Origin of the sequence: Shewanella sp. CAL98-MNA-CIBAN-0140, from assembly GCF_040309905.1 — a bacterium.
Lineage (GTDB): Bacteria > Pseudomonadota > Gammaproteobacteria > Enterobacterales > Shewanellaceae > Shewanella > Shewanella psychromarinicola.
In genome coordinates, this window is the sequence record NZ_JBEOPI010000002.1 from 218,694 (window position 1) to 244,262 (window position 25,569).

The 25,569-nt window shown below is 42.0% G+C and carries 21 protein-coding genes and 1 pseudogene; 10 read left to right on the forward strand and 12 right to left on the reverse strand.

The window, feature by feature from the left end:
• Positions 1-80: 80 nt before the first annotated feature.
• The 10 genes from mshL to AAEY93_RS02140 all read right to left on the reverse strand — a co-directional run bounded on the left by mshL (position 81) and on the right by AAEY93_RS02140 (position 11,276).
• The gene (gene mshL / locus AAEY93_RS02095) at positions 81-1,751 is read right to left on the reverse strand and encodes a pilus (MSHA type) biogenesis protein MshL (protein WP_124013447.1); all 1,671 of its coding nucleotides are present in this window, start codon (positions 1,749-1,751) and stop codon (positions 81-83) included.
• A gap of 13 nt (positions 1,752-1,764) precedes the next feature.
• A complete protein-coding gene (locus tag AAEY93_RS02100; RefSeq protein ID WP_164839429.1) occupies positions 1,765-2,067 on the reverse strand; it encodes an MSHA biogenesis protein MshK in 303 nt (100 codons plus the stop codon).
• A gap of 4 nt (positions 2,068-2,071) precedes the next feature.
• Positions 2,072-2,728 (reverse strand): MSHA biogenesis protein MshJ, encoded by a 657-nt coding sequence (locus AAEY93_RS02105; RefSeq protein ID WP_124013445.1) that lies wholly within the window; start codon positions 2,726-2,728, stop codon positions 2,072-2,074.
• The gene (locus AAEY93_RS02110; protein ID WP_124013444.1) at positions 2,725-3,345 is read right to left on the reverse strand and encodes a PilN family protein; all 621 of its coding nucleotides are present in this window, start codon (positions 3,343-3,345) and stop codon (positions 2,725-2,727) included. Before AAEY93_RS02110 ends, AAEY93_RS02105 begins: the two co-directional genes overlap by 4 nt.
• Entirely contained in the window at positions 3,342-4,223 is an 882-nt protein-coding gene (locus tag AAEY93_RS02115) for a biogenesis protein MshI (protein WP_164839428.1), read from the reverse strand. Before AAEY93_RS02115 ends, AAEY93_RS02110 begins: the two co-directional genes overlap by 4 nt.
• Before the next feature lie 301 nt (positions 4,224-4,524).
• Positions 4,525-6,435, reverse strand: a complete 1,911-nt coding sequence (gene csrD / locus AAEY93_RS02120; protein WP_124013442.1) for an RNase E specificity factor CsrD — start codon at positions 6,433-6,435, stop codon at positions 4,525-4,527.
• Positions 6,436-6,651: 216 nt separating this feature from the next.
• On the reverse strand, positions 6,652-7,899 hold the full coding sequence (locus tag AAEY93_RS02125) for a malic enzyme-like NAD(P)-binding protein (RefSeq protein ID WP_101033797.1): 1,248 nt from the start codon (positions 7,897-7,899) through the stop codon (positions 6,652-6,654).
• A 662-nt stretch (positions 7,900-8,561) separates the two neighbouring features.
• Entirely contained in the window at positions 8,562-8,774 is a 213-nt protein-coding gene (gene rpmE / locus AAEY93_RS02130) for a 50S ribosomal protein L31 (protein ID WP_101033796.1), read from the reverse strand.
• A gap of 145 nt (positions 8,775-8,919) precedes the next feature.
• Positions 8,920-10,170, reverse strand: coding sequence for a FimV/HubP family polar landmark protein (locus AAEY93_RS02135; protein WP_124013441.1), 1,251 nt, complete (start codon positions 10,168-10,170; stop codon positions 8,920-8,922).
• A gap of 308 nt (positions 10,171-10,478) precedes the next feature.
• A complete protein-coding gene (locus tag AAEY93_RS02140) occupies positions 10,479-11,276 on the reverse strand; it encodes a FimV/HubP family polar landmark protein (protein WP_124013440.1) in 798 nt (265 codons plus the stop codon).
• A gap of 82 nt (positions 11,277-11,358) precedes the next feature.
• Between AAEY93_RS02140 and priA the strand changes: the two genes are divergently transcribed.
• The 8 genes from priA (at position 11,359) to AAEY93_RS02180 (ending at position 20,534) form a co-directional block, all read left to right on the forward strand.
• Complete coding sequence (gene priA / locus AAEY93_RS02145) at positions 11,359-13,554, forward strand: primosomal protein N' (protein WP_351074699.1); 2,196 nt, start codon at positions 11,359-11,361, stop codon at positions 13,552-13,554.
• Between the two features lie 182 nt (positions 13,555-13,736).
• Positions 13,737-15,482: an arginine--tRNA ligase gene (gene argS / locus AAEY93_RS02150; RefSeq protein ID WP_335689283.1), complete on the forward strand. Its 1,746-nt coding sequence runs from the start codon at positions 13,737-13,739 to the stop codon at positions 15,480-15,482.
• Positions 15,482-16,084, forward strand: a complete 603-nt coding sequence (locus tag AAEY93_RS02155; RefSeq protein WP_351074726.1) for an SPOR domain-containing protein — start codon at positions 15,482-15,484, stop codon at positions 16,082-16,084. The genes argS and AAEY93_RS02155 overlap by 1 nt, the downstream gene beginning before the upstream one ends.
• Positions 16,085-16,252: 168 nt before the next feature.
• Positions 16,253-16,777, forward strand: coding sequence for an ATP-dependent protease subunit HslV (gene hslV / locus AAEY93_RS02160; RefSeq protein WP_101033789.1), 525 nt, complete (start codon positions 16,253-16,255; stop codon positions 16,775-16,777).
• Between the two features lie 26 nt (positions 16,778-16,803).
• Positions 16,804-18,129 carry an ATP-dependent protease ATPase subunit HslU gene (gene hslU, locus AAEY93_RS02165; RefSeq protein ID WP_124013437.1) on the forward strand — a complete coding sequence of 442 codons (1,326 nt, stop codon included), beginning with the start codon at positions 16,804-16,806 and terminating at the stop codon, positions 18,127-18,129.
• Between the two features lie 187 nt (positions 18,130-18,316).
• On the forward strand, positions 18,317-18,703 hold the full coding sequence (locus AAEY93_RS02170) for a gamma-butyrobetaine hydroxylase family protein (RefSeq protein WP_351074702.1): 387 nt from the start codon (positions 18,317-18,319) through the stop codon (positions 18,701-18,703).
• A 127-nt stretch (positions 18,704-18,830) separates the two neighbouring features.
• The gene (locus tag AAEY93_RS02175) at positions 18,831-19,052 is read left to right on the forward strand and encodes a hypothetical protein (RefSeq protein WP_351074704.1); all 222 of its coding nucleotides are present in this window, start codon (positions 18,831-18,833) and stop codon (positions 19,050-19,052) included.
• Between the two features lie 948 nt (positions 19,053-20,000).
• Positions 20,001-20,534 (forward strand): hypothetical protein, encoded by a 534-nt coding sequence (locus AAEY93_RS02180; RefSeq protein ID WP_351074706.1) that lies wholly within the window; start codon positions 20,001-20,003, stop codon positions 20,532-20,534.
• A gap of 359 nt (positions 20,535-20,893) precedes the next feature.
• Here AAEY93_RS02180 and AAEY93_RS02185 read toward each other — a convergent pair.
• A pseudogene (locus AAEY93_RS02185) lies at positions 20,894-21,529 on the reverse strand (aconitase family protein); the annotation flags it as partial.
• Positions 21,530-21,973: 444 nt separating this feature from the next.
• Here AAEY93_RS02185 and AAEY93_RS02190 point away from each other — a divergent pair.
• Positions 21,974-22,195, forward strand: a complete 222-nt coding sequence (locus AAEY93_RS02190) for a type II toxin-antitoxin system RelE/ParE family toxin (protein WP_124013486.1) — start codon at positions 21,974-21,976, stop codon at positions 22,193-22,195.
• Positions 22,188-22,493, forward strand: coding sequence for a helix-turn-helix domain-containing protein (locus AAEY93_RS02195; protein ID WP_124013436.1), 306 nt, complete (start codon positions 22,188-22,190; stop codon positions 22,491-22,493). Before AAEY93_RS02190 ends, AAEY93_RS02195 begins: the two co-directional genes overlap by 8 nt.
• Positions 22,494-22,624: 131 nt before the next feature.
• Here the strand turns inward: AAEY93_RS02195 and acnB are convergent, their stop codons facing one another.
• Positions 22,625-25,222, reverse strand: coding sequence for a bifunctional aconitate hydratase 2/2-methylisocitrate dehydratase (acnB, locus tag AAEY93_RS02200; protein ID WP_124013435.1), 2,598 nt, complete (start codon positions 25,220-25,222; stop codon positions 22,625-22,627).
• Between the last annotated feature and the right edge of the window lie 347 nt (positions 25,223-25,569).

A 25,569-nucleotide genomic window follows, 5' to 3' on the forward strand; every position in this document is an offset into this window, starting at 1 on the left:
TACTGGCTATCCCTTATCAATTTCAACCGCCACACTTATCAACCGCCTACGGCAACTTATCTATCAATCACCAACCGCCACTACTTAGAAGGATACCAACGCTCTATTAAATCTTGTGAGCGCTTTAACTCATCCTTCCATGTATCACCACCGACAACCGTTGGTTTCAACATAATAATCAATTCGGTTTTCTTTTTAGATTTAGTGCGGCTGGTGAAAGCTTCGCCCAGAAAAGGAATATCACCCAATAACGGTACTTTTGACACGGTTTCAATGTTTTCGCTCTTCATTAATCCACCAATCACCACGACATCGCCAGAAGCGGCGCGGATAACCGTATCCGACTCACGGATCTCACTTTGCGCTAACGGTAACTCTAAGGTTGAATCACTGATTTTTATCTCTTTAGTTTGTTCTTTCACATCTATCACGGAAGGATGAACATGCAATATTACATTGCCATCTTCGTCAATCTGAGGCGTTACATCTAAGGCAATGCCGGAGAAAAATGGCGTTAGTTCAACCTGTGGCGTCGTCACTGGAGTGGTGCCAGCCACTGTCGTTGATGACACATCAGTGACAAAGTATTCGTCATTACCCACTTTAATAACCGCTTTTTGGTTATTAGAAGCCGTAACACGAGGACTTGAAAGCACATCTACATCACCTTGAGTATCCAGCAAACTAATAATGCTACTAAAATCGCTTCCGGTGAAATTAATCGAGGTGACACCGCCAATGGCAGATGTAATGGCATTACTTAAACCTTGTCCTGCTGAGGTACTGAAATCAATGTTGGTATTGCCGGCATGGCCTAAAACATTCTCCCACTGGATCCCTTGCTGGTAACCATCAGATAAGGTTACTTCTATAATTTTTGCTTCTAAAATCACTTGGCGCTGTAAATGGCTTTCTGCTATTTGTAAGAAGCTACGAATTTGACGTAATTCATCAGGGAAAGCCCGAACGGTTACCAGCCCTGCTTGAGGTGTCACCACCACTTGTCGCCCGCCACCGGTTTCACCCATAATTGACATTAAGGTGGCTTCTAACTCACCCCAAAAATCCGTCTTGGTCGTTGAACGAATAAACGTACCATTGGTATTGTCACTGCTGTTGGCATTACCATTGCTACTATTGTTACTGTTACTCGAACTACTGTTGCTGCTCGAACTGCTATTACCACTGCTGTTTGAGTTACTATTTTGATCGGAAATACGACCAGAGCTCACCGAAGTTAATGACAAACCTTCTCGTTGCATATAGATATAATTTAATGGGAACGTTTCGGTTCTCATACCCGACGGGTAAACCCGTAAAATACGACCTTCGCGCTTAACTTGGTAACCGTAAATGTCTTCAACAACCTGAATGGTTTCTGCCAAGGTGACCGCTTTTAATGATAACGAAATGTTACCTTGCACATCAGGATGTACCGCAACACTTAAGGGCGTGTCTTTGACTAAGCTTGGAAAGAACACTCTCGCATCAACGTCATTTGCTGACACATCAAAACGACGCTCTGCAGGTAAGGCCCTTGCTGATGAGCTCAACACATTATTACCATTAAGCTCACGTTGAACATCTTCTGGCATAACCGCTGGTGGTGGCACAGTGGCTTGACGGGTCTCAGCTTGTTGCCTTGACTCATTCAAAGCCGCTTTTGCGGTTTGTGGATCGGGTCTATCTGTCGTTTGGCAAGCAACTAGGCACAGCGACATCAGAGGAGTAACATATTTAATTACATTCATTTTTATTCTTATCCTACCGCTCTGTTATCGACTGAAATAGCTGAAGTTTTCTTCCATCTGACAAGGTGACATAGTCTTGGCTAATCTTTGATACACGTAATCCACTGCCGCTAATTGCGTCACCCACCGAAAGAATAATATTATTAATGACCGCATAGCTATGTTGGCCGTTAACAATACTGTTTAACACCAAAGATGGGTTATCGGCTTTGGCCTTAACGGCAATAAAGCCCTGACCCGGTAAGGTTGGATCACGTAATGTCTGTGCGTTTGCAGCAAACACTAACAGCATCATTAGGCAGGATGCATACGCCATGGGATTAATCTTGTTTCGCAACACTGATAAAGTCCTTATTCACACTCAGTGTGTAAAGTTCTAATTCAACTAACGCTTCGGGATGAGATTCAACACGGTAATCTAAACGCTTCCAATACAATTTATCTGGCATCGTTTCAACGGCTTTAATAAACGCTAAAATAGAAAAATAATCGCCTTGTAACATCAGCTTAATACCATGACTGTAAAGGTTAACTTTACTGCCATCACCCACTTGCAGTAAGGCTTTGGGTGCAATGGAGGCAAACGAGATTAATGTCACGCCTTTCACATTACCCAACAAGTTGGCTAATACTGTTGGCATGTAATCCGCAGGAACCATATCAACCATTTGATCGGTGAGATCGGCATCAATCAATTGCATCTGCTCGGTAATGATTTGTAACCGTTGCTGATAATCTTTATTAGGGTCAAGTTGTAAACGCTCTTCATAGAGTGCCACTTGCTGTAAGGAAATCGAATTTTCTTGTTCTAGCCCCTTAAGCTGATTTTGTAAGCTTTGGTGCTGTTTCCATTGCGATTCTAATGGCATAAACAGCAACATCCCTGCCAGAACTAGCAGAGCAAACGTAATCAATATCCGCTCTCGAGGGCTTAACGCATCAAATTTTGACGACCACACCAGCCATTGCTGCTTCATTGTGCTGACTCCTTAGCAATGGGTTGGCTTATTAATTTAAACGCCAACGGTTGTGCTTCGCCGCGATCCATCGTCATTGCTGAAAACGCATAACCCTTTAATGTTGAAGTGGTTTTGAGTTTATCTATCCATAATGGAATACTTTGCGGATGACGACCGTAACCTTCAAACTCAATGCGTTGAGCATCGTTTTTTTGCTGTTCAATGGTGATATGACTCAACCACACACTGCTATCCGCCACGGCGGCCAAGTCAGTCAGCATTGGCGAGTAACCTTGGCTAATCAGAGTATTGCGTTGGCTAAGCTCATCTTTTAACAGTTTTTTTAGATCTAAACGCTGCTGTTCAAGCTCAACCTTTGCCACTAAGTCCCCATTGGGCTTACGGGCAGCAATTTGTTGTTCAAGCTGACTTTTCTGGTTTTTTAAACTATTTTTCTCAGTGCTTGCCTGCTGGTTTAGGGTTTGCAACTCATCGGCATGCCACAGTCCTACTGCATAAAGTACCGCGCTGCATCCGCACAGAAAGGCCAATGCAAGCATCAGCCTTATAAAGGTCAGTCTTTGTTTTTTCGGCAACAAATCTGTGGAATATAAATTAACGGCGGTTTTTATCACGCTTCACCTCGAGCTAATTCCTGCAACGCTAACTGAGCAAGTAAACTCGGTACGCCATCGTGAGTCACGGCAACCACTTTTTGATTAAAGTTAGCGCCGACAAGATTGGCTAATGATGAACTATCACCTTCAGCCAAGATACTAATCGATCCCACTGGAGCTTGACGTAATTGGCTTTCAAAATAGTCCATAGACCGTTGAATTTCTAAACTGAGATTATCGGCTAAGCCCAGCTTTAACTCTTCTAAAGTCGCTTTGTTAAGCTGATTAAACCCTCTCACTCGACGTTGCATTAACACTTCACCCGCTTTAACAACCAACAACAACAACTCTTGTTGTGGCAAGTGGGCTACCAACATATGTGCCATATTATCGTGGGTTAATAGATGGCTTAATGCGAATTCTTCAATGCTTATCCCGGCAACATCTAATCCGTTAGCATCACAAGCACTTGCCACTTGAGTTAAAAACTGACGGCTACTAACCACCACATTCACTTTTGAACTGGAGATAAGACTGGACTCAAAATAATCCAGATAAATATTAGTGACAGGCTCTGACACCATATCTTTAACAGACCAGATCAACGCCTGAGTCACTTCGCCAGGTTCGACATTGGGTTTGTCAGCTTGTAATAATTGATAATACTGCTGCGACAGTACTAATTGCACCCGAACTCGGCCAAACTGGCTCTTTAGTGTTTCAAAGGCTTGAAGCAAATTGTTTTTTTGTACTAAAATTTGATTGATAACTGGCGCGATTTGACCTTGTTGGGGATGACACACCCACAGCGAATTACCAGTGATAAATACGCCTACATTACCCATCAATTGCGATGTCTGCCAAAAAGCTAGTTTACTCAAAAAACCATTGTCCATTGGGTAGTCCATATTCACTAACATATTAATTAGTTAGTTAAGATTACTGAGCAGAGGTACAACATCCAAAAACGACATTATAAATCTAATACAACAACACGTAACATCGATACAATTCGATTAAGATATATGGTGTTTTCTAGTATTACCGGGCAATTTTATCACGATTACAGTTTGTTATTATTGCGTTAATGCTATAAATCATCATAAATATGCCACATATCTACTTACAATAAGGTGCAATCTATTGATAAACAAGATCTAACGTGAATGAATTACCGCAAACATAGCACTATAATACTTAAACTTCAGATCTTTGCCCCAAAAACTCTCCCTGAGCAGCACTCACGCCTAGAATTTTTAACGTTTGCCATTCTTCGAAACATTCAACACCTTCAGCAATAACTTTCACTTCGGCGCGATAAAGGCCACCAATTAGACTGCGTATAAACAATTGGTTTTCTGAACGTTGATGTACTCGTCGCACGATCGAACGATGTAATTTCACTAAATCAAAGTGGTACTCCTGAATATAGTGAGTCCCCACAACATATTGGCCAACATGATCTACCGCTAATTTAGCGCCCATTTTTCTTAACATATCGAGCGTTTTAAGCAGTGAAGTATTTTTCTGGTTTTTAACAATGATGTCTTCCGACACTTCAAAAATAAGTCGTGCCGCTAAAGGGCGATGTTCCAATAACGTCGATTGTAACCAACGAACAAACGCTCTGCTGGTCAAACTATATAGACTTAAGTTGATACTGTAGGTTGATGTATTTTCGGACATTAACCTGAAGAGTACTTGTTCCAACATTTGGCGTTCAATCTGTGGCATCAATCCACATTTATTGGCCATCGGAATAAACAGTGTTGCGCGCACATCATTACCGTGTAAATCACGAGCACGACTGAATATTTCATAATGTAAAATCTGATTATCGCTATCGACAATAACTTGCTGTAAGGTAAAAAATCGTTTTGAAACCAGTGCATTTTCAATGAAACTACGCCAACGCACAGAACCTTTAGCAATTTGTTCATCTAACGCGCCTTTGTCGTACATAAACCAGTTATTAACCCGTTGTAATTGTGCTGCTCGAAGTGCCATCTCTGCTTCTTCAACAAGTTGAACTTGTAAATCTGCAATTTTAAAAAACGCACAGCCTAAATGTAGAAAATTATCAGGATTACCTATGCCAGAAAAAGGTAATGCAAGGCAGATTTTGAGTATTCGCTGGGCTAACTGATCCGCTTCTACCTGGGATAATTGTGGTACGACTATGGCTAATTGTGAGTAACTACGCCGCGCAAAAATACTGTCCTCATATTGGACTAATGCAGCAGTAATGGCTTGGGTTGTTAATGAAAGCATGGTCTTCACACCGCTCTCACCGTATTGGTCTTCGACTAAATCAACATCATCAAACTCAATCAACATCAGTACGCCATGAACAATCATTTTTTGATTATGGCTCAATCCATCAAGACGGTTTTGAAAGAATATCGGGTTGCCAATCTGAGTTTGTTTATCAAGGAAAGTATCTTTACGAATAAATTGATCTAAGCGGCCACGTTCTTTGCGGGCATCATCGAGCTCGGCAAGCAATTGACTGATCGCACGGTTTATCATCCTTGGCTTACCATTAGTCGGCATATCGGCAGCTTGCTTTAAGTGACCGTCTAAAATGAGCTTACTGCGCAGAGCGAGTTGTTCAATCCCATCTAACTCTCTGGAATACCAACCATAACCAAAACGCACAAAAATACCTATGCTGATAAAACCAATGACGAGCATAATCAGCTCATGCCAGCCAAGATCATGTAAAGAAAATGGTGGAGGTAAGGTTATCGTCATCGATAATTTTCCATGACTTAACTGGGTCTGATATAGGGTCAAACTACTGCTGGGCGTGTCGGCTTTACTGCGATGAAATTGATAAACTAATTGGCTGCCTTGCGACAGAGAAAAATCAACCGCGTTATAAGCCGTTAGCAAAGGGGGTAACCAAGTAGAAAATTGATTATTGCCATGTTGTTGATAGTCAGCAGCTAACATGGTTTCTAATTCAGCGACTTTCTGTTGCTGAAAAGTGTAGGTTAATTGAGTAAAGCCCATCACCGCACACAGTAAAAACACAAAAGCCACTGCGACTAATGAAAGCAGCCAAAAGCTGGTCAGTTTTTTGGTAAGGATCTTGGTGAGTTTCATTTATCCGCTATCCTGCTGGATTTATTTATTTTATTAATAACTCAAATTTTGTCCAGTATAACGATTGTGCTCGGCAAGTTCACTATTCGTTTTTAATCATGCTTTTGCAATAGCCAATAAAAAGGGGCAAAAGCCCCTTTAATTAACGATATTTTTTTACCATCATGCGATGACTTATAGCAGATCATCTATCGCTGATTATTTATAGCTAACTGTCTATACCTGATATTCAGTCGGCAAGGTGATGATTTTAGCCACCCCAGAATCGATTGCCGCTTGTGATACTGCTCGAGCAACTAGCGGCAGTAATCTTGGGTCCATTGGTTTAGGCAACACATATTGTGAACCAAAACTCAATGATGACACGTTTGGATAAGCGGCTAATACCTCAGCAGGGACAGGCTCCTTGGCGAGGTTAGCAATAGCATACACTGCAGCCAGCTTCATTTCGTCGTTAATCACAGCCGCGCGGACATCGAGCGCGCCTCGAAAAATAAACGGGAAGCACAATACATTGTTTACTTGATTTGGATAGTCACTACGACCCGTACCCATAATTAAGTCTTTACGGATGCTATGGGCTAATTCAGGTTTAATTTCTGGATCAGGATTTGAACAAGCAAAAATAACCGGGTTTGGTGCCATTAAGGCGATATCATCAGCAGCCAAAAGGTTCGCGCCTGACAATCCTAAAAATACATCGGCATCCTTCATCACATCTTGCAAGGTGCGTTTGTCAGTATTGTTAGCAAATAATGCTTTGTATTCATTGATATCGTCACGACGAGTATGGATAACGCCTTGTCTGTCGAGCATGTAGACATTTTCTCGTAATGCACCACATTTTACTATCATGGTCATACACGCAATCGCAGCTGCACCAGCACCTAAACAGACAAATACTGCATCATCAATTTTTTTACCCTGAATTTCGAGCGCGTTTAACATGCCGGCAGCCGTGACAATTGCAGTGCCATGTTGATCGTCATGAAACACCGGAATATTACAACGCTTAATAAGCTCGCGTTCAATTTCAAAGCATTCTGGCGCCTTAATGTCTTCTAAGTTAATCCCACCAAAAGTATCGGCAATAGACTCGACGGTATTGATAAAATCTTCAGTGGTGCGGTGTTTCACTTCAATATCAATCGAGTCAATATTAGCAAAACGTTTAAAGAGCAGAGATTTGCCTTCCATAACAGGTTTTGAAGCTAATGGACCTAAATTACCCAGTCCTAAAATAGCGGTCCCGTTGGTGATCACCGCGACAGTGTTGCCTTTATTAGTATATCGATAGGCATTTTCAGGATTCGATGCGATCTCTCTAACCGGCTCTGCCACGCCAGGACTATATGCCAAAGCAAGATCGTGGCTCGATTGAGCGGGTTTTGTCAGGCAAACAGCTGTTTTACCTGGTATGGGGAATTCATGATAATCGAGGGCTTGTTGACGAATATCTGACATTTTATACATCCTGAAATGCGCTATCTATGAAGGAAAGTATGATCCGCAGTACACACTTACAGTGAGCTTGCTAACCATCGAAAATTTTAATCACAATACGCTAATACAAGGACGATATAAATCAAAAACTTAATCATAGGAGGTGTTGTGGGCCAAAACAGAGGGTATGTTTTATTAATCTAACTCTTCGAATATGAATATATATAAATCAATAAGTTAAAAATGTAGGAAAATAACAAGATTTACCATAACAATCGGATATAGAGGTTGATATTTGCAGTTTATTTTGTCTAAATAACAATAAAGTAGCCTTTATTTTTTTTATATTGTTTGTCACTAAAAAATTAGTTTTCGCCTCAGCACAATACTGGTTAACCTCAATTCGGGATAAGAGATGGAGTAACGTGTAAAAAATAGGTTTATTTCAAGTCTGCAATATCAAACTTGCATTTGTTTTGCTAACAAGGCGTATTGACGCGGCAATAACTGGCCTATGGTAAGTCGATACAACACGTAGAGCGTAACAAAGGGCTGGTTGATAACCGTTTATTCGCCAGAATTGAGGTTATTTATCCTCAACTCGAGTTAAGAGATGGGATTGGTTAACGATAAGCAATAAAAAAGGCGCCAAAGGCGCCTTATTAAAAATAATTGCAATGCAATTATTTTTTGCCAAGCATACCAAAACGCTTGTTGAACTTATCAATACGTCCGCCAGTATCAACAACTTTCTGAGTACCAGTGTAGAATGGGTGACATGCACCACATACGTCCAAGTGTAGGTTTTTACCTGCAGTTGAGTTCACTTTGATGATGTTACCACAACTACAAGTTGCAGTAATTTCAGCGTAATTTGGGTGGATACCTGTTTTCATTTGGGGTTACCTTAAATTGAAGGCCATGTCGCTCTCCCAACCCGAAGTTGAGCACCACATGCAGTTAATAACAATATGTTTTAGGCGCAAGATAATACAGTGTCTCATGTACACAAACAAGTAGAATTTCTAAACGATACTATGACTACCTATACCTGCGTGCTAGAGCCTCGTAGGTAACTTGGGCCTCCGACGAATTTTGATATTGGTTCAATATCACCCTAGAGGGACATTTTAAACGGCTATCTGCCATCAGTAAGTAAATTTTATCATCTGCAAACGCATTCGGATTTGCATCATAAATCGCCAGCATTGCCCCGAAGACACTGATTTGCCATTGTCGATAGTAACGATCGGCAACACGCCATAACGTATCTTGTGGAGATTTATCAATTACACAGATTTTATCCTGCCCATCGGTCTGCATGTCTTTTTTTGCAGGGGCTGATGTCTTGGCTACTTTATTGACGGGTGTTGGCTGAGGCACTATTTGCGTTTTATCAATAATCGCTAATTGTTGATTACTTTCAGATGTTTTACTGTCGATTGAATTGATTGAGCCATTTGTTGATACCGGCTGAGTCGCGACAATCGATGTACTAACGGGTAACACCGGCGTTGGTACCACTTGAGACTGACCACCTTGAGTAGCCACTAAACTATCAAATGTCACTTTATCTACTGCGATATCTTGATAGTGCGAAAGCGTCTCCACTGATGGGCAGCGTAATGAGTTTCCTAATCGCAGTTGGCTAATATTATTTTGATGAAATGCTGATGGATTAGTTTGATAAAGGGCAAGCATTGCGCCATAGAGGTTTGAATTCCATTGCTTGCGATAACGCACAGCAATTTCCCATAAGGTATCATCTGCTAACAAAGTGATCTGACATTGATCCACTCTCTTTTGCATTGGCGCGTCTTGAGGTGATGCGATGGCCTTGGTATTTATTGACTTAGGTATCGATGTCGGCAATGCCGAAGGAGACTTCATTGTTTTTATGGCAACTGGCTGGTACTGATCCTGAACAATAGCTTGAGAGAATATAGATACCGGCGAATATTGCAGCCATTTAGCATTACGGTATTCAGATACAATAAGTGCCGCATCCGGATCGTGTATTTTTTCAGCACCGTTTAACACAAATACATCACCATCGCGTCGTTCTACAGTAAGCTTTTCTAACACTATATTATTTTGATAAATTTGACGTAAATAAAAAGTCAGCCGCGATAAATCATGTTGATCGGTTATGATTTGCACGGTTAGGTTAGGAGATTGTCCACTTTCAAATGGAATGGTATCAATACTGATATGACTGACTTGTGCAATAACCGTTGAAATACTATCAACAGCCAGTAATGCTAATATTGCTAGCACCTTAAAGCTTCTCATTAAATCAATCCTTTTGATTATAAATCGCTTCAACACAGCGCAAAATTACGCTGTAAAACCATGATATTTAATGTCCTTATACACTACTTCGCTGACTAACAGCACTGACTAATAATGTTCTTACACTAAGCTTATCTGGTTGTAATTTATTATTATTGTTTACTTTTTAACCTTAAGACCGATCGAAATCACAAGTCTTAATACGGACAACTATATAAATTAACATAATCAGCTGCAACCCATTACTGACAAACAAGAGTAAATACTCGATGGGTGATGCTGATTATCACTCTTTATGGTCAGAAAACTTATTTCTCGCCATGTTTCGCTTCAATCATCTCAAAGACTTTCTTGTCGAATGCTTTATTATTGTATTCCGCTAAAATAGCAGTTGATGGGCAATTCAATGGAACATCTTTCACTAATAAGTGAATTTTTTGCTTGGAAAAAGCCAGTAAATTAGTCTCAAAAATAGCTAGCATCGCACCATAAACACTCGTATGCCATTGTTCTTTATAACGGTTAGCGATTCGCCATAATGTGTCACTATTATCCCGTTCAATCAAACATCTCACCTGTTGAGCTGATTTAACGCTTGATGGTGCTGGTAGTGATGGCTCTTGAGCCAAGCGATGGTCAACTTGCCGAGTTTTGGAGGCTCTCATAACGGGGGGGGTCGCAACTGGTGATGTTTGCTGATTATCAAGATTAGAGACTAAGGTTGCACTATTAACCGAATACGGTGCATCAAAAACGGCCATTATCGCTAACGTCGCCACTCCTGCCGCAGTGTCTTGAGTAATCATTAACTGCGCATTTGGATCACTGACAACGTCAGTGCCACTAAGCTGAAATAAGAAGTGATTAATCCCTTGTACCGTTAACTTCTGCTGCTGAACGTTACCATCATCTAACTGACGAATATAAAAGCTTAGCCGCGACACATCATCATTTTGAGCCACCATATTGACTCTTAATCTGGCTACTTTATTCAATTCAAATTGACGACTATTGATACTGACATGATCCACTTGAGCCGTTACTGCAGCAATATTACCTAATAATCCAAAGACTATGATACCGACCTCAATAAGTCCTTTACGCATATATGTTGCCCTATCTCTTTGATGACACTTAGAGGTAAACTGATCAACAATCCACTATACAATTGAAAAATGATGAAGTCTTATGCCCGTGTTTGTTGAAGTCGCCTTACCCGTCCCCTTGCGCAGAAACTTTAGTTATCGCGTAAAAGAGCAACATCAAGCGGGATTGCAAATAGGTCTTAGAGTTAAAGTCCCTTTTGGCCCTCAACAACTCATCGGCCTAATTACCGCTATTAATGATAGCTGTGACTTGGCACCGCAACAAATTAAATCTGTCACTGCAGTACTTGATGATGCCCCATTGTTACCTGATTCGCTCTATAAATTAACCCTATGGGCCGCCCGGTATTACTTTACCACTCAAGGACAAATGCTCAGCCAAGCGCTGCCGGTTGCATTGCGAAAAGGCCTAAACGCTGCACCGCAGGCGGTGATTGAATATCATTTAAGCCAACAAGGACGCAATGCTGATTCTAGCGTATTAAAACGTGCCCCAGCACAAAAAAAACTGTATGAGTTATTGCTGGCCAACTCAATTAGCCACGATGAATTCATCACCCAACAATTAAGCAAACCTGCGCTAAAGGCATTAGAACAAAGAGAGTGGATTGAACGGCAGCAAAAAGTGCTCAGCCATGATTTAAGTTGGCGTCAACAGCTGGTCATGAATGAATCACCCCATAAGCTTAACAAGCAACAAGCCGTCGCGGTGTCGGTGCTAACGCAACAACAAGGGTTTCATTGCACCTTATTAGAAGGGATTACCGGCTCAGGTAAAACCGAAGTCTACCTAACCTTGCTTGAGACTATTTTACAACAAGGCAAACAAGCACTTATTCTTGTTCCGGAAATCGGCTTAACCCCGCAAACCATTAATCGCTTTAAACGCCGTTTCGAAGTCAATGTTGCGGTGATCCACTCAGGACTAACCGATAATCAACGACTTGAGGCTTGGCGGCAAGCGCGTGTGGGCGAAGCGGCAATTATCATTGGTACTCGCTCAGCACTCTTTACGCCGATGGCCTACCCTGGATTAATTATTCTGGATGAAGAGCATGATAGTAGCTTTAAACAACAGGAAGGAGTGCGCTATCACGCCCGTGACTTAGCGGTAATGCGCGGACACCTTGAAGATATCCAGGTGGTTTTGGGGTCGGCGACACCATCGTTAGAAACCTTACAAAATGCATTATCAGGACGCTATCATCACCTTGAACTGAGCGAACGCGCCGGTGCGGCCCAAAAGGTCAAGCAAGGTATTGTCGATATTACTTCGCAGCCACTAAAAGCCGGCATGTCTACATCATTGATTAATGAAATGCGTATGCACCTTGACGCGGGTAATCAGGTGCTTCTGTTTTTAAACCGCCGTGGATTTGCTCCCGCCTTGCTGTGCCATGAATGTGGTCACTTACATGAATGCGATCGCTGTGATGCCTTTTTTACCGTCCATCAAGGCTTAAATGAAATATGTTGTCATCACTGCGGCAATCAATACGCTATTCCACGTCAATGCCATCAATGTGGTAGCACCATGCTAATGGGTCACGGCTTAGGCACCGAACAACTAGAACAAGAATTAATCAAACTGTTTCCCAAACACCCCGTTGTGCGTATTGACCGAGACACCACGCGAAGAAAGGGCTCGCTAGAGCAGCAGTTGCAGGGAATCTATATGGGAAAATATAAAATCCTGGTCGGCACGCAGATGCTCGCAAAAGGCCATCATTTCCCAGATGTGACCTTAGTCGGTTTACTTGATGTTGACGGCGCATTATTCAGTGCTGACTTTCGTGCACCAGAACGTTTTGGCCAGCTATATACTCAAGTATCGGGCCGTGCTGGCCGCGCAGACAAACCCGGCAAAGTGCTACTGCAAACCCATCAAAGTGATAACCCCATTTTACGTGATTTATTGAAACGCGGTTATGGTGAGTTCGCTCGCAGTCAGCTAAAAGAACGCCAACAAGCATTATTACCACCCGCATGGCACATGGTATTAATTCGTGCAGAAGCGCATTTAGCAGAAGATGCTGATGCTTTTTTAGCCCGAACCAGTGAACTATTACCACAAGATAAGGACTTTGAAATCATTGGCCCAATTCCGGCCCCCCTTGATCGCAAAGCAGGCAAATATCGACGCCAATTAATACTGCAAGCCAAGAGTAGGCAGCGTTTACAAACTGAATTTGAACGGGTATTAGCCCAAATTGAACAAATACCTGAAAGTAAGCGTTGTCGTTGGAGTATCGATCGTGATCCGCAGGATTTGATGTAATAAAACAGCAACATTACCGAGTTAACCGACCTTATATATGACATAAACTTCACTTAGGTTAGTATTCAATACAAAAAAACCCATATTTCCGTTAAAGCAGATAGCAATCACACCCCATAAACGGCTAAAATATGCGGTTCCGTCATGTCATTCATTTAACGAATTAGTGCAAGCAAACGCCCATGAAATCACATATTGAATCTTTACTAGAACAAACCATCGAATCCTTCAAACAACAAGGAATTGTGCCAGCTGATTTTCAAGCTCGCATTCAGGTCGATCGCACTAAAGATAAAAGTCATGGTGACTTAGCGACTAACCTTGCAATGATGCTGACCAAAGTGGCTAAGAAGAACCCTCGCGAATTAGCACAACTGATTATTGACACCTTGCCGGCATCATCTTATGTGGCCAAAGTGGAAATTGCTGGCCCAGGTTTTATTAACTTTTTCATTGATGATAATGCCCTCGCCAACCAACTGCAAAATGCATTGGATGATGCGCATTTAGGCATCACACTGCCGGCTAAGCAAACCATCGTTGTTGACTATTCATCGCCAAACTTAGCCAAAGAAATGCACGTAGGTCACTTACGTTCTACCATTATTGGTGACAGCGTGGTGCGTGCACTCGAGTATTTAGGTCATAACGTCATTCGCCAAAACCACGTTGGCGACTGGGGCACCCAGTTTGGTATGCTACTGGCGTTAATGGAAGAGTTACGCGCAGCCAATGGCGAACAAGCCAAAATGGAATTGTCTGATTTAGAAAGTTTTTATCGTGCGGCCAAGGTACGTTTTGATGAATCAACCGAATTTGCCACCCGGGCACGCCAACTGGTCGTCGCGCTTCAATCGGGTGATGAATACTGCAATAAATTATGGCGCGAGTTTAACGACATATCATTAAGCCACTGCCATGATGTATATAAGCGTTTAGGGGTTAGCTTAACCCGTGCCGATGTACACGGCGAAAGTGCCTATAATGCAGACTTAGCTCAAGTGGTTCACGATCTTGATGCACAAGGTTTATTAGTCGAAAGCAATGGCGCTAAAGTGGTATTCCAAGAAGCCTTTCGCACCAAAGAGGGTGAACCTCTGCCTGTTATTATCCAAAAAGCGGATGGGGGTTATTTATATGCCACCTCAGATCTTGCCGCCATGCGTTATCGCTCAAACGTACTAAAAGCCGATCGCGCCTTGTACTTTGTCGACTTACGCCAAGCATTACATTTTCAACAAGTGTTTAGTCTTGCTAAGTTAGCCAAATTTGTTCGCCCAGAAATGTCACTCGAGCACACGGGCTTTGGCACCATGAATGGCGCAGATGGACGCCCTTTTAAAACCCGTTCTGGTGGTGTGGTTAAATTAGTTGATTTACTTGACGAAGCCGATGTCCGCGCACTTGAGCTGGTTCGCAGCAAAAATCCAGATATGGATGAAGCCACACTGACTGAAATTGCACGCGTAGTGGGGATAAGCTCAGTCAAATATGCAGATTTGTCCAAAAACCGTAGCAGTGATTACATTTTCAGTTTCGAGCAAATGCTCAGCTTTGAAGGTAATACCGCACCTTATCTATTATATGCCTACACCCGTGTCGCCGGTATTTTCAAGCGTGCTGAAGATATTGATCTTAGCCAAGCTAAGATTGTGCTTGAGCATCAAAAAGAAAAAGACTTAGGCACTAAACTGGCGCAGTTTGGTGAAGTATTAGCCCGCATGACAGACAAAGGTTTACCGCATGTATTGTGCGGTTATCTTTATGAGCTTGCGAGCGAGTTTTCGAGTTTTTATGAAGCTTGTCCTGTGCTTGCTGCCGAAACCGAGACTGAAAAACAGAGCCGTTTATTACTTTCACAATTAACCGCAAAAACGTTAAAAACGGGCTTATCGCTACTTGGCATTGAAACCCTAGAGCGGATGTAATTATGAGTCGTGACTACGCAAATCGCAAACCTCGTGCGGGCACTAAAGCCCGCGCGCCACAACGAAAAAAAGCACCTAAGGGCCCTTTTCCCTATTTGACTTTTTTTGTGATACTCACATTACTCATCGGTTTTGGCTATTTCTTATGGTCCATTAATGGCAGCTCCGACTCATCCGTCGTGACCGAGCCCGTTCAGCAACCGAAAACGAAAACGGTGCAAACTTCGACTGCAGAAGATCCTAAAAAAGTCATCAAGACAGATCCCAATGCACTGCCACCTAAGCCACAGGAAGAGTGGAGCTATCTGGAAGAGCTTGAAAACAAACAAGTTGAAATAGACTTGCCTCAGTCAGGCGTTGTGTCCAGCGGTATCTATCAAATGCAATGTGGATCATTTAGGAAAGAGTCGCAAGCAAATGAAATGAAAGCCAGAATAGCCTTCCAAGGCGTAGAGGCACAAGTGCGCCGCAGTGAGGGAAGCAACGGATTGTGGTTTCGCGTGGTATTAGGGCCTTATCCTAACAAACGCGATGCAGAAAATAACCGCCACAAAATGCAACGAGCGGGTTTAAATGGCTGCATACTTTTGTCGTTGGACTAACGCTAGCGATCGGTTATAAAGCATAAATCTCCTAGCCCTGTCCACTCGAACAGGGCTTTTTATTACGTATCTCTTGATATCTGTCATTTTGTCCCCATATCCATTTTATCAATCAACAATTGCATTCACCCTAATCACCCGTTGATGTATTAGTAAAGAGGATTTAACGTGACTACTATCGTATCCGTACGCCGCAATAATCAAGTTGTCATCGCTGGTGATGGCCAAGTGTCTCTAGGCAATACCGTGATGAAAGGTAATGCACGTAAAGTGCGCCGCCTATACCACAATAAAGTCTTAGCCGGTTTTGCTGGCGGCACTGCCGATGCATTTACGCTTTTTGAGCGATTTGAAGCCAAGCTTGAAATGCATCAAGGCCATTTATTAAAGTCTGCTGTCGAATTGGCCAAAGATTGGCGCACCGACAAAATGCTGCGCAAACTCGAAGCCATGCTGGTAGTGGCTGACACTGAATCATCATTAATTATTACCGGTAATGGCGACGTTGTTGAACCTGAACATGATTTGATTGCAATTGGCTCTGGCGGAAACTATGCCCATGCATCAGCTTTAGCATTACTGCAAAATACCGAGTTAAGCGCCGAAGAAATCGCAGAAAAATCACTGACGATTGCAGGCGACATTTGTGTATTCACCAACCAATTTAAAACTATCGAAAAGTTAGACTACTAATTCGAGCGTAAAGATAAGGAACCGTTATGTCTGAAATGACACCTCGTGAAATTGTTCACGAACTAGACTCGCATATCATCGGCCAACAAAATGCCAAACGCTCGGTTGCAGTCGCTCTTCGTAATCGCTGGCGCCGTATGCAATTAGAACCGGCGCTTCGTCATGAAGTGACCCCAAAAAATATTTTAATGATTGGCCCTACAGGCGTAGGTAAAACTGAAATCGCCCGTCGTTTAGCAAAGTTGGCTAACGCACCCTTTATTAAAGTTGAAGCCACAAAATTTACTGAAGTCGGCTATGTCGGTAAAGAAGTTGAACAAATCATCCGCGATTTGACTGACTCCGCAGTGAAAATGACCCGCGAACGACAAATGAAAAAATGCCGTCATCGCGCCGAAGAAATGGCCGAAGAACGTATTCTAGATGCGCTATTACCTAAGGTAAAAGATGACTGGGATACTGACAAAAAAGATAACTCTACCACCCGTCAGGTTTTCCGTAAAAAACTACGCGAAGGTCAACTCGACGACAAAGAAATTGAAATAGAAATTGCGGCTCCTCAAGTTGGAGTTGAAATTATGGCACCGCCAGGCATGGAAGAAATGACCAATCAGTTACAAGGCTTATTTCAAAATCTTGGTCAAAGTACTTCTAAGCATAAAAAGCTTAAAATTAAAGATGCTTACAAACAGTTAGTTGAAGATGAAGCCGCTAAGCTGGTCAATCAAGAAGACTTAAAAGAGCAAGCCATCGAGCTTGTTGAGCAAAACGGCATTGTGTTTTTAGACGAAATCGACAAGATTTGTCGGCGCGGCGAAAGCACTGGCCCCGATGTATCACGTGAAGGGGTACAACGTGACTTACTGCCATTAGTGGAAGGCTGCACTGTTAACACTAAGCATGGCATGGTAAAAACTGACCATATTTTGTTTATTGCTTCTGGTGCATTCCAGATGTCAAAACCGTCTGATTTAATCCCAGAACTTCAGGGCCGTTTACCGATTCGAGTTGAATTGGACGCCCTTACCGCTGCTGATTTCAAGCGTATTTTAACCGAACCTTATGCTTCGCTTACGGAGCAATATATTGCCTTAATGGCGACGGAAGGTGTAACCGTTACGTTTGAAGCGTCGGGTATTGAACGAATCGCAGAAGCCGCATGGCAGGTCAATGAGCGCACTGAAAATATTGGTGCTCGGCGTTTGCATACCGTGATGGAAAAATTGATGGAAGAGATTTCTTATGATGCCTCTGAAAAATCAGGTTCGACGTTTGTCATTGACGCTAAGTATGTTAATGACCATCTTGATACCTTGATACAAGATGAAGACTTAAGCCGCTTCATTTTATAGAGATGGCCCATAGTTAACCGTCAGTAAGTGTGATAAATCACGCTATATTTTATAAATGGCCAATGGTTAACTATCCATAAGTGTGATAAACCACGGTATATTTGATTGTTATCACCCTCCCGCCATAGCAACTATTAAGTGATTAGTGCCACAATGGACTAATCACTTTTTTTGTGCAGGAAATACCATGACTCAATCAACGCCCACTGTGACCGGCATTAAGCTTAAACGTCAATCCAAGTTATTAGAAGTCACTTTCGATAACAGCCAAACCTACAACATCAGCTGTGAAATGCTACGGGTATTCTCACCTTCAGCAGAAGTGCAGCGTCATGGCAACCCAATATTGGTTACCCATAAGAAAGCCGTCACTATCACAGCCCTCGAACCGGTTGGACATTATGCCGTTAAAATCATCTTTGATGATGGTCATGATACAGGCTTGTATTCTTGGAAGGTGCTACATAACTTATGCAGTAATCAAACTGAATTATGGCAACAGTATTTAGCCCGATTGCGGGCAGAAAAGGGTTCACGAGAAGCATTGATTGATATGAATATTAAGTATTCATGATGACGGTACGTTTTAACGATAGACGTTAATTTCAACACTATATTTGCATATCTTTACTAATTGCGATCAGCAATTGACATTCAAACGATTATGCTTAGTCATAGTCTTCACTCGTACCGAGGTGTGTATGAAACAGTCAATTCAATTTCCGATGATTAAAGTGTTATTGGTCGGATTCGCTATTATCAGTTTAAGTGCTTGTGCCCCACGAGCTCATCATGGACACGTAAAAGCACCGAAAAATAAGACTGCTGTAACTAAAGTGATCGTTGTTAAACCAGCGGCATATCGAATCGTTAATGTTAATAACGTTCATCAAAAGGATGTTGTTATCATTCGAAAACGTTAAATGACTCTACTATAAATGCCAGCTATTTTGCTGGCATTTTTGAATGACGGGTATGGTTAATTATCGAAGAATACTTAATCTTCATATTTTTAACAATGGCCTGCGGCCACTAACGTCGTGGCGCTTCGCCCACACCAGATTAACATCGCAAGGTTCCACCCTGCACCGGCCAAAAGGGGATCAACAGCAATCCCCTCTTGAATCACCCCTGCCGTTCCGGCAACATTTTCGCTTTTTAACCAAACAACAGCAGCGAAAAAATTGCGACGGAAATTTATCCAGCTTTTGACTTCATTTGTAGGCTGCTTCGGCTCATCTTATTAATAAAGAGTGAAAATGCTAACGCTTCCGATGGTACATCCTGTACCGCGAAATCTAGCCTGACGTCTTGTCAGGCTCACGCTATTTTCTTCAACAGCCTCAATAATGAGAAACCTGAAAGTATTAAATCTGTTATAGACTTTCACTAATAGCCATAAATAAAGCTAAATCGAAGAGACAAAAATTTCAGGTGCAGATGAGCCAACGAGTATCCAAAACATGAATGTTTTGGTTAAGTCTGCATGGATGCTTATTTATAAATCAAGGATCGGCGTCTCGCTGGATTATCTGCACATAAGATCCCTCATTCACATCCATGTGATCGCGGCATCTATATATCTAAACAGCACCTGCAACTGGCAATTAATTAAATTAAAGTTGTGGATTAGTGTTTTTGAAAAAATTAAAGAAATGGGTATGCAACTATAGATCTCATGATTACACTTTATCCTTTAAGCAAAACCATATTGTGGTAGAGTATTATTGTAAATTGACTTTAAATGTTAAGCATATAAATAACAAATTGGTTTAATTACCTAATTACATGCAGTTTTAAGCGCTTAATCGATTAGAATAAACTTTAAGTACAGCTATAATAACTATCATCACATTGAAAAAGGAATATCAATGAATTCATTACCGTACAATCTCCCTAAAGACACCAAATCACAACTAGAAAAACTCGCTAGTATTACCTCTATTCCTAGAAACTTGCTAGTCGGTGCTGGCGAAATAGAAGTTCAAGCTATTGCAGCAATGATTCTCTATAGACACATGGATAGACTGCAGAGAATAGAAGCTTTGGCACTAATCAGGAGCATTAGTAATAAAGCACTTTTAGGGGCCGTTCTAGAAAAAGCTTTAGATACCACATTCGTAAACTCACAGTGGGGAATTTGGTCACTTTCAAATGAAGAGTTGTTGAGTGATATTAGTTTTCATGAGTCTATAGACTCTTTTGTTGGCTATGTTGGTATAGGCGCTTCTATTGTGAGTGGAAAAGACATAGTTAAGGATATATGGTCACTCAAAAAAGTGGGTAAAAAACATTGGACTTTGATAATTATTTGGGGATGTATTGTTTTTAATAAAACTGAACTACAAAAAGCAAAATCAGAGTTAAATAACAGACAAACCCTTAATCAGTCAGGCCTATATTAATGTTAAAAATAATCCTACCTAAAATAATTTTCTATACTTTATTATTCGTATGCGTTGCTTGGTATTGGGAAAATACTGAAGACGCGAAGAGAAGCGGATTATTTTATTTTGTTTTTGTACTAGCATTTTTCCAGAACGCTTATTATTCATACAAACTCTCAAAATATGAATCGAAACTAAAATAGACTGACATTACAACTCCTTTTCTCGCTCTTATTCTGGGTATGATAACCATCGGTGTTTATATTATAATCGTACCGGGAAAATAAGGTTCAATAAAAACTTATACAACTCGCCAAAAAAACAAAAATGCCAGCATTTCTGCTGGCATTTTTGATCAATTGTTAACTCGTTTAAGCTTAAAGCGCGGCTTGGAAAATCACGCTGTCAGCTTTCTTAGTGTAAGAATCGATTTGGTCGAAGTTCAAGTAACGATAAGTATCAGCTGCAGAGGCATCTAATTCTTTAGCGTAATCTTGATATTCTTCAGGTGAAGGTAAACGGCCTAATAACGCCGCTACTGCCGCAAGCTCTGCAGAGGCTAAGTAAACGTTTGCCCCCGTACCTAAACGGTTAGGGAAGTTACGCGTAGAGGTTGATACAACCGTTGCACCTGCCTCTACACGTGCTTGGTTACCCATACACAAAGAACAACCAGGGATCTCAATGCGAGCACCAACACGGCCGAAGATGGCGTAGTAACCCTCTTCCGTTAATTGATCGCGATCCATCTTAGTCGGTGGTGCAATCCATAAACGGGTTGGTAGCGTGGTAGCAAACTTTTCTAGCATCTTACCGGTCGCACGGAAGTGACCGATGTTGGTCATACAAGAACCGACAAACACTTCGTCAATCTTAGTTTGGGCAACGCTTGATAATAATACTGCATCATCAGGATCGTTTGGTGCACAAAGAATTGGCTCTTTGATGTCGTTTAAGTCGATTTCGATCACTTCTGCGTATTCAGCATCACTGTCCGCTTGCATCAACTCAGGAATTTAGTGGGGTCAGTGTAAACTTTATGTCATTGCACTAAATCCGAAGCTCTAACGCACTTTTGTCCAAAAACGAGCTAGTTTCTGCTTGAAAATGCCTAAATTCAACTCTGAACTTGAGGCCGTTGAAGAAAATAGCGTGAGCTGGCCATGGATGGCCCGCTAGCTTTCGCGGTACAGGATGTACCATCGGAAGTGTTAGCATTTTCACTCTTTATTACAAGATGGGCCGAAGACGGTTACAGATGAAGTCAAAAGCTGGATAAATCCCCGTGGCGACGTTTTCGCTGTTTGAAAATGTTGCGGGGCGGCTGGGCCAATTCTTTTAAAAAGAGTAAAGAGGGAGCTGCCGTTGGTTTCCTCTTGGTCTGGTGTGGGTGAAGCGCCACGACGTTAGTGGCCGCAGGCCATAAGTTATAAACTGAAATAGTGCCAATTTAGTAAATTCAAGGTAAAAGTGGCGGTTTTAGAACCATTATTGCTTTTAAAGTCGATGATAAATCATTTTTTATATTTGGTTTTTCTAAGAATGAAAAAGCGAATATTTCGACAAAAGAAAAGACTGCATTAAAGATTATGGCCAAAGAGTTACTCGCTTACGATAATAAGCAATTAGCAAAAGCATTGAAACACAAAGCACTATTTGAGGTAATACGAGATGAGTAGATTATTAAAATCACTTCATAACACAGCACAAGGCTTACATGATGCAGGGATCATGAAAACAGCCACCATGCGTGAGCTTGATGAACTATGCTTGCCTGAAGTTAACGTATTATCTGCTGCTGAAATTAAACATATCCGTGTCTCAAATAGGCTTAGCCAACCCGTATTTGCTAGAGGTCTTAATGTCTCGGTATCGAGTGTGCAAAAATGGGAGCAAGGAAAACGGCATCCAGAAGGGCCCGCTTTAAAACTGCTAAATCTCGTGCAAAAAAATGGTTTTGATTTACTTAAAGCATAGCGACTACTTGAGACAAGATAAGCTTAACGTTGTCCTAACAAAGCAATATCTAATCCTACATAACTAAACCACCAATAAAAATGCCAGCATTTCTGCTGGCATTTTTTGTTCAACAATTAACTAGTTAAAGCTTAAAGCGCGGCTTGGAAAATCACGCTGTCGGCTTTCTTGGTGTAAGAATCGATTTGGTCGAAGTTCAAGTAACGATAAGTATCAGCTGCTGAGGCATCTAATTCTTTAGCGTAGTCTTGATACTCTTCAGGTGAAGGTAAACGACCCAATAACGCTGCTACGGCTGCTAACTCAGCAGATGCTAAGTAAACGTTGGCCCCCGTACCTAAACGGTTAGGGAAGTTACGAGTAGAGGTTGATACTACAGTAGCACCTGCCTCTACACGTGCTTGGTTACCCATACACAAAGAACAACCAGGGATCTCAATGCGAGCACCAACACGGCCGAAGATGGCGTAGTAACCTTCTTCAGTTAATTGATCGCGATCCATCTTAGTCGGTGGTGCAATCCATAAACGGGTTGGTAGCGTGGTAGCAAACTTTTCTAACATCTTACCGGTCGCACGGAAGTGACCAATGTTAGTCATACAAGAACCGACAAACACTTCGTCAATCTTAGTTTGGGCAACGCTTGATAATAATACTGCATCATCAGGATCGTTTGGTGCACAAAGAATTGGCTCTTTGATGTCGTTTAAGTCGATTTCGATCACTTCTGCGTATTCAGCATCGCTGTCCGCTTGCATCAACTCAGGATTGGCAATCCACTCTTGCATTGCAACGATACGACGTTCAATCGTACGACGATCGCCATAACCTTCAGCTATCATCCACTTTAACATCACGATGTTAGAGGTGAGATATTCAATGATCGGCTCTTTGTCTAGCTTAATGCTACAACCTGCAGCGGAACGCTCAGCAGAGGCATCAGATAATTCGAATGCTTGCTCAACTTTAAGCTTTTCAAGACCTTCGATTTCTAATACCCGGCCAGAGAAAGCGTTAATTTTGCCTTTTTTCTCAACCGTTAGCAGACCCATTTCAATGGCTTTTAATGGGATAGCATGGACTAAATCACGTAAGGTGATACCGGGTTGCATTTTGCCTTTAAAGCGTACTAACACTGACTCAGGCATATCAAGCGGCATCACACCTGTTGCCGCAGCAAATGCCACTAAGCCAGAACCTGCAGGGAACGAAATACCAATAGGGAAACGAGTATGTGAATCACCACCCGTACCAACGGTATCGGGTAATAACATCCGGTTTAACCACGAGTGAATAACCCCGTCACCTGGACGTAATGACACACCACCGCGGTTCATAATGAAATCCGGTAATGTGTGATGAGTTGTCACGTCAACAGGCTTTGGATAAGCCGCTGTATGGCAGAAAGACTGCATAGTTAAATCAGCACTAAAGCCTAAACAGGCTAAATCTTTCAACTCGTCACGTGTCATAGGGCCAGTGGTATCTTGTGAACCCACTGAAGTCATCTTAGGTTCACAGTATTGACCAGGACGCACCCCATCAACACCACACGCTTTACCGACCATTTTCTGAGCTAAAGTATAACCTTTGTCAGACGCGGCAATGTCTTGTGGGCGAACGAATACTGTCGATGCTTCAAGACCTAAAGTCTCACGCGCACGGTCAGTAAGACCACGGCCAATAATCAACGGAATACGACCACCAGCACGGACTTCGTCTAATAACACCTCGGTTTTTAATTCAAATGTTGAAATCACTTCATCTGTGCCATGACGCTTAACGACACCTTGATAAGGGTAGATATCAATGACATCACCAGTGTCCATCTGATCAACGTTGAGTTCGATCGGTAATGCACCCGCATCTTCCATGGTGTTGAAAAAGATCGGCGCAATCTTATTGCCTAAACAGAAGCCACCAGCACGCTTGTTCGGCACATAAGGAATATCATCGCCCATGAACCATAACACTGAGTTAGTGGCAGATTTACGTGAAGAACCGGTACCAACAACATCACCCACATAAACTAATGGATGACCTTTGCCTTTCAACGCTTCGATTTCTTTGATGGGTCCCACAACACCTGATTCATCAGGCACAATACCGTCACGAGCATTTTTCAACATCGCTAATGCATGCAGTGGAATATCAGGGCGAGACCATGCATCTGGCGCAGGCGACAAATCATCAGTGTTGGTTTCACCAGACACTTTAAATACGGTTAATGTGACTTTTTCAGTCAATTTAGGACGGTTTAAAAACCAATCGGCATTGGCCCAAGCTTCAACCACTTGTTTAGCCGATTCATTGCCCGCTTGCATTTTTTCAACAACATCGTGGTATGAATCAAACATCAACAATGTATTGGAGAGTGCTTTAACAGATAGAGGTGCTAATGCGGCATTATCTAATTGGTCAATTAACGGGTCAATGTTGTAACCACCTTGCATAGTGCCAAGTAGTTTAACAGCATGTTCAGCGCTTAAGATCGGAGATGACACAGTGCCTTTAGCTACGGCATCAAGGAAAGCGGCTTTAACATAAGCAGCTTCGTCTACTCCAGGTGGAATACGATGTTCTAGCAAATCGAGGACGAATGCCTCTTCACCTGCTGGAGGTGTTTCAACTAACTTAACCAGTTCAGCCACTTGTTGTGCATTTAATGGCTTAGGGACTACGCCCTCTGCAGCACGTTCTGCGACGTGTTTACGATATGCTTCTAGCACGGCAACATTCCTCTTTGTTTGACGCCTAACGGCAAAACTCAGCGTCATTATGATACGCTGATAATTCCACTGGTTCGGGCTTGAAATCCGACCTCCAGTATACTACAGCTTTGTAAAAGTATGAATCAGCTCACACTATTAGCGAGATGAAATCAACGCGATTTATCAGCCCAGAAATCAATTTACCGACAAGTTTACTAAAATAAAATTAGACAATAGTTTTAAACAGCCTTAAATTTCATTAGATACATGAACTTACAATGAACCAATGATTAAACTATCCACAAAGTTATATTCCACGCTGTCGATTAAATATTTTTTATAAAACACGGTTCTGATTGTGCCCT

Excerpts from the sequence above, each read along its gene's own strand:
- AAEY93_RS02125 (WP_101033797.1), bottom strand. The coding sequence starts at position 7,899 with ATGTCAGATATTCGTCAACAAGCCCTCGATTATCATGAATTCCCCATA.
- rpmE (WP_101033796.1), bottom strand. The coding sequence starts at position 8,774 with ATGAAAACAGGTATCCACCCAAATTACGCTGAAATTACTGCAACTTGT.
- csrD (WP_124013442.1), bottom strand. The coding sequence starts at position 6,435 with ATGAAACTCACCAAGATCCTTACCAAAAAACTGACCAGCTTTTGGCTG.
- AAEY93_RS02100 (WP_164839429.1), bottom strand. The coding sequence starts at position 2,067 with ATGGCGTATGCATCCTGCCTAATGATGCTGTTAGTGTTTGCTGCAAAC.
- AAEY93_RS02170 (WP_351074702.1), top strand. The coding sequence starts at position 18,317 with ATGACTCAATCAACGCCCACTGTGACCGGCATTAAGCTTAAACGTCAA.
- priA (WP_351074699.1), top strand. The coding sequence starts at position 11,359 with ATGCCCGTGTTTGTTGAAGTCGCCTTACCCGTCCCCTTGCGCAGAAAC.
- AAEY93_RS02105 (WP_124013445.1), bottom strand. The coding sequence starts at position 2,728 with ATGAAGCAGCAATGGCTGGTGTGGTCGTCAAAATTTGATGCGTTAAGC.
- AAEY93_RS02135 (WP_124013441.1), bottom strand. The coding sequence starts at position 10,170 with ATGAGAAGCTTTAAGGTGCTAGCAATATTAGCATTACTGGCTGTTGAT.
- AAEY93_RS02195 (WP_124013436.1), top strand. The coding sequence starts at position 22,188 with ATGAGTAGATTATTAAAATCACTTCATAACACAGCACAAGGCTTACAT.
- hslU (WP_124013437.1), top strand. The coding sequence starts at position 16,804 with ATGTCTGAAATGACACCTCGTGAAATTGTTCACGAACTAGACTCGCAT.
- mshL (WP_124013447.1), bottom strand. The coding sequence starts at position 1,751 with ATGAATGTAATTAAATATGTTACTCCTCTGATGTCGCTGTGCCTAGTT.
- AAEY93_RS02115 (WP_164839428.1), bottom strand. The coding sequence starts at position 4,223 with ATGGACAATGGTTTTTTGAGTAAACTAGCTTTTTGGCAGACATCGCAA.
- AAEY93_RS02180 (WP_351074706.1), top strand. The coding sequence starts at position 20,001 with ATGAATTCATTACCGTACAATCTCCCTAAAGACACCAAATCACAACTA.
- AAEY93_RS02175 (WP_351074704.1), top strand. The coding sequence starts at position 18,831 with ATGAAACAGTCAATTCAATTTCCGATGATTAAAGTGTTATTGGTCGGA.
- argS (WP_335689283.1), top strand. The coding sequence starts at position 13,737 with ATGAAATCACATATTGAATCTTTACTAGAACAAACCATCGAATCCTTC.
- AAEY93_RS02140 (WP_124013440.1), bottom strand. The coding sequence starts at position 11,276 with ATGCGTAAAGGACTTATTGAGGTCGGTATCATAGTCTTTGGATTATTA.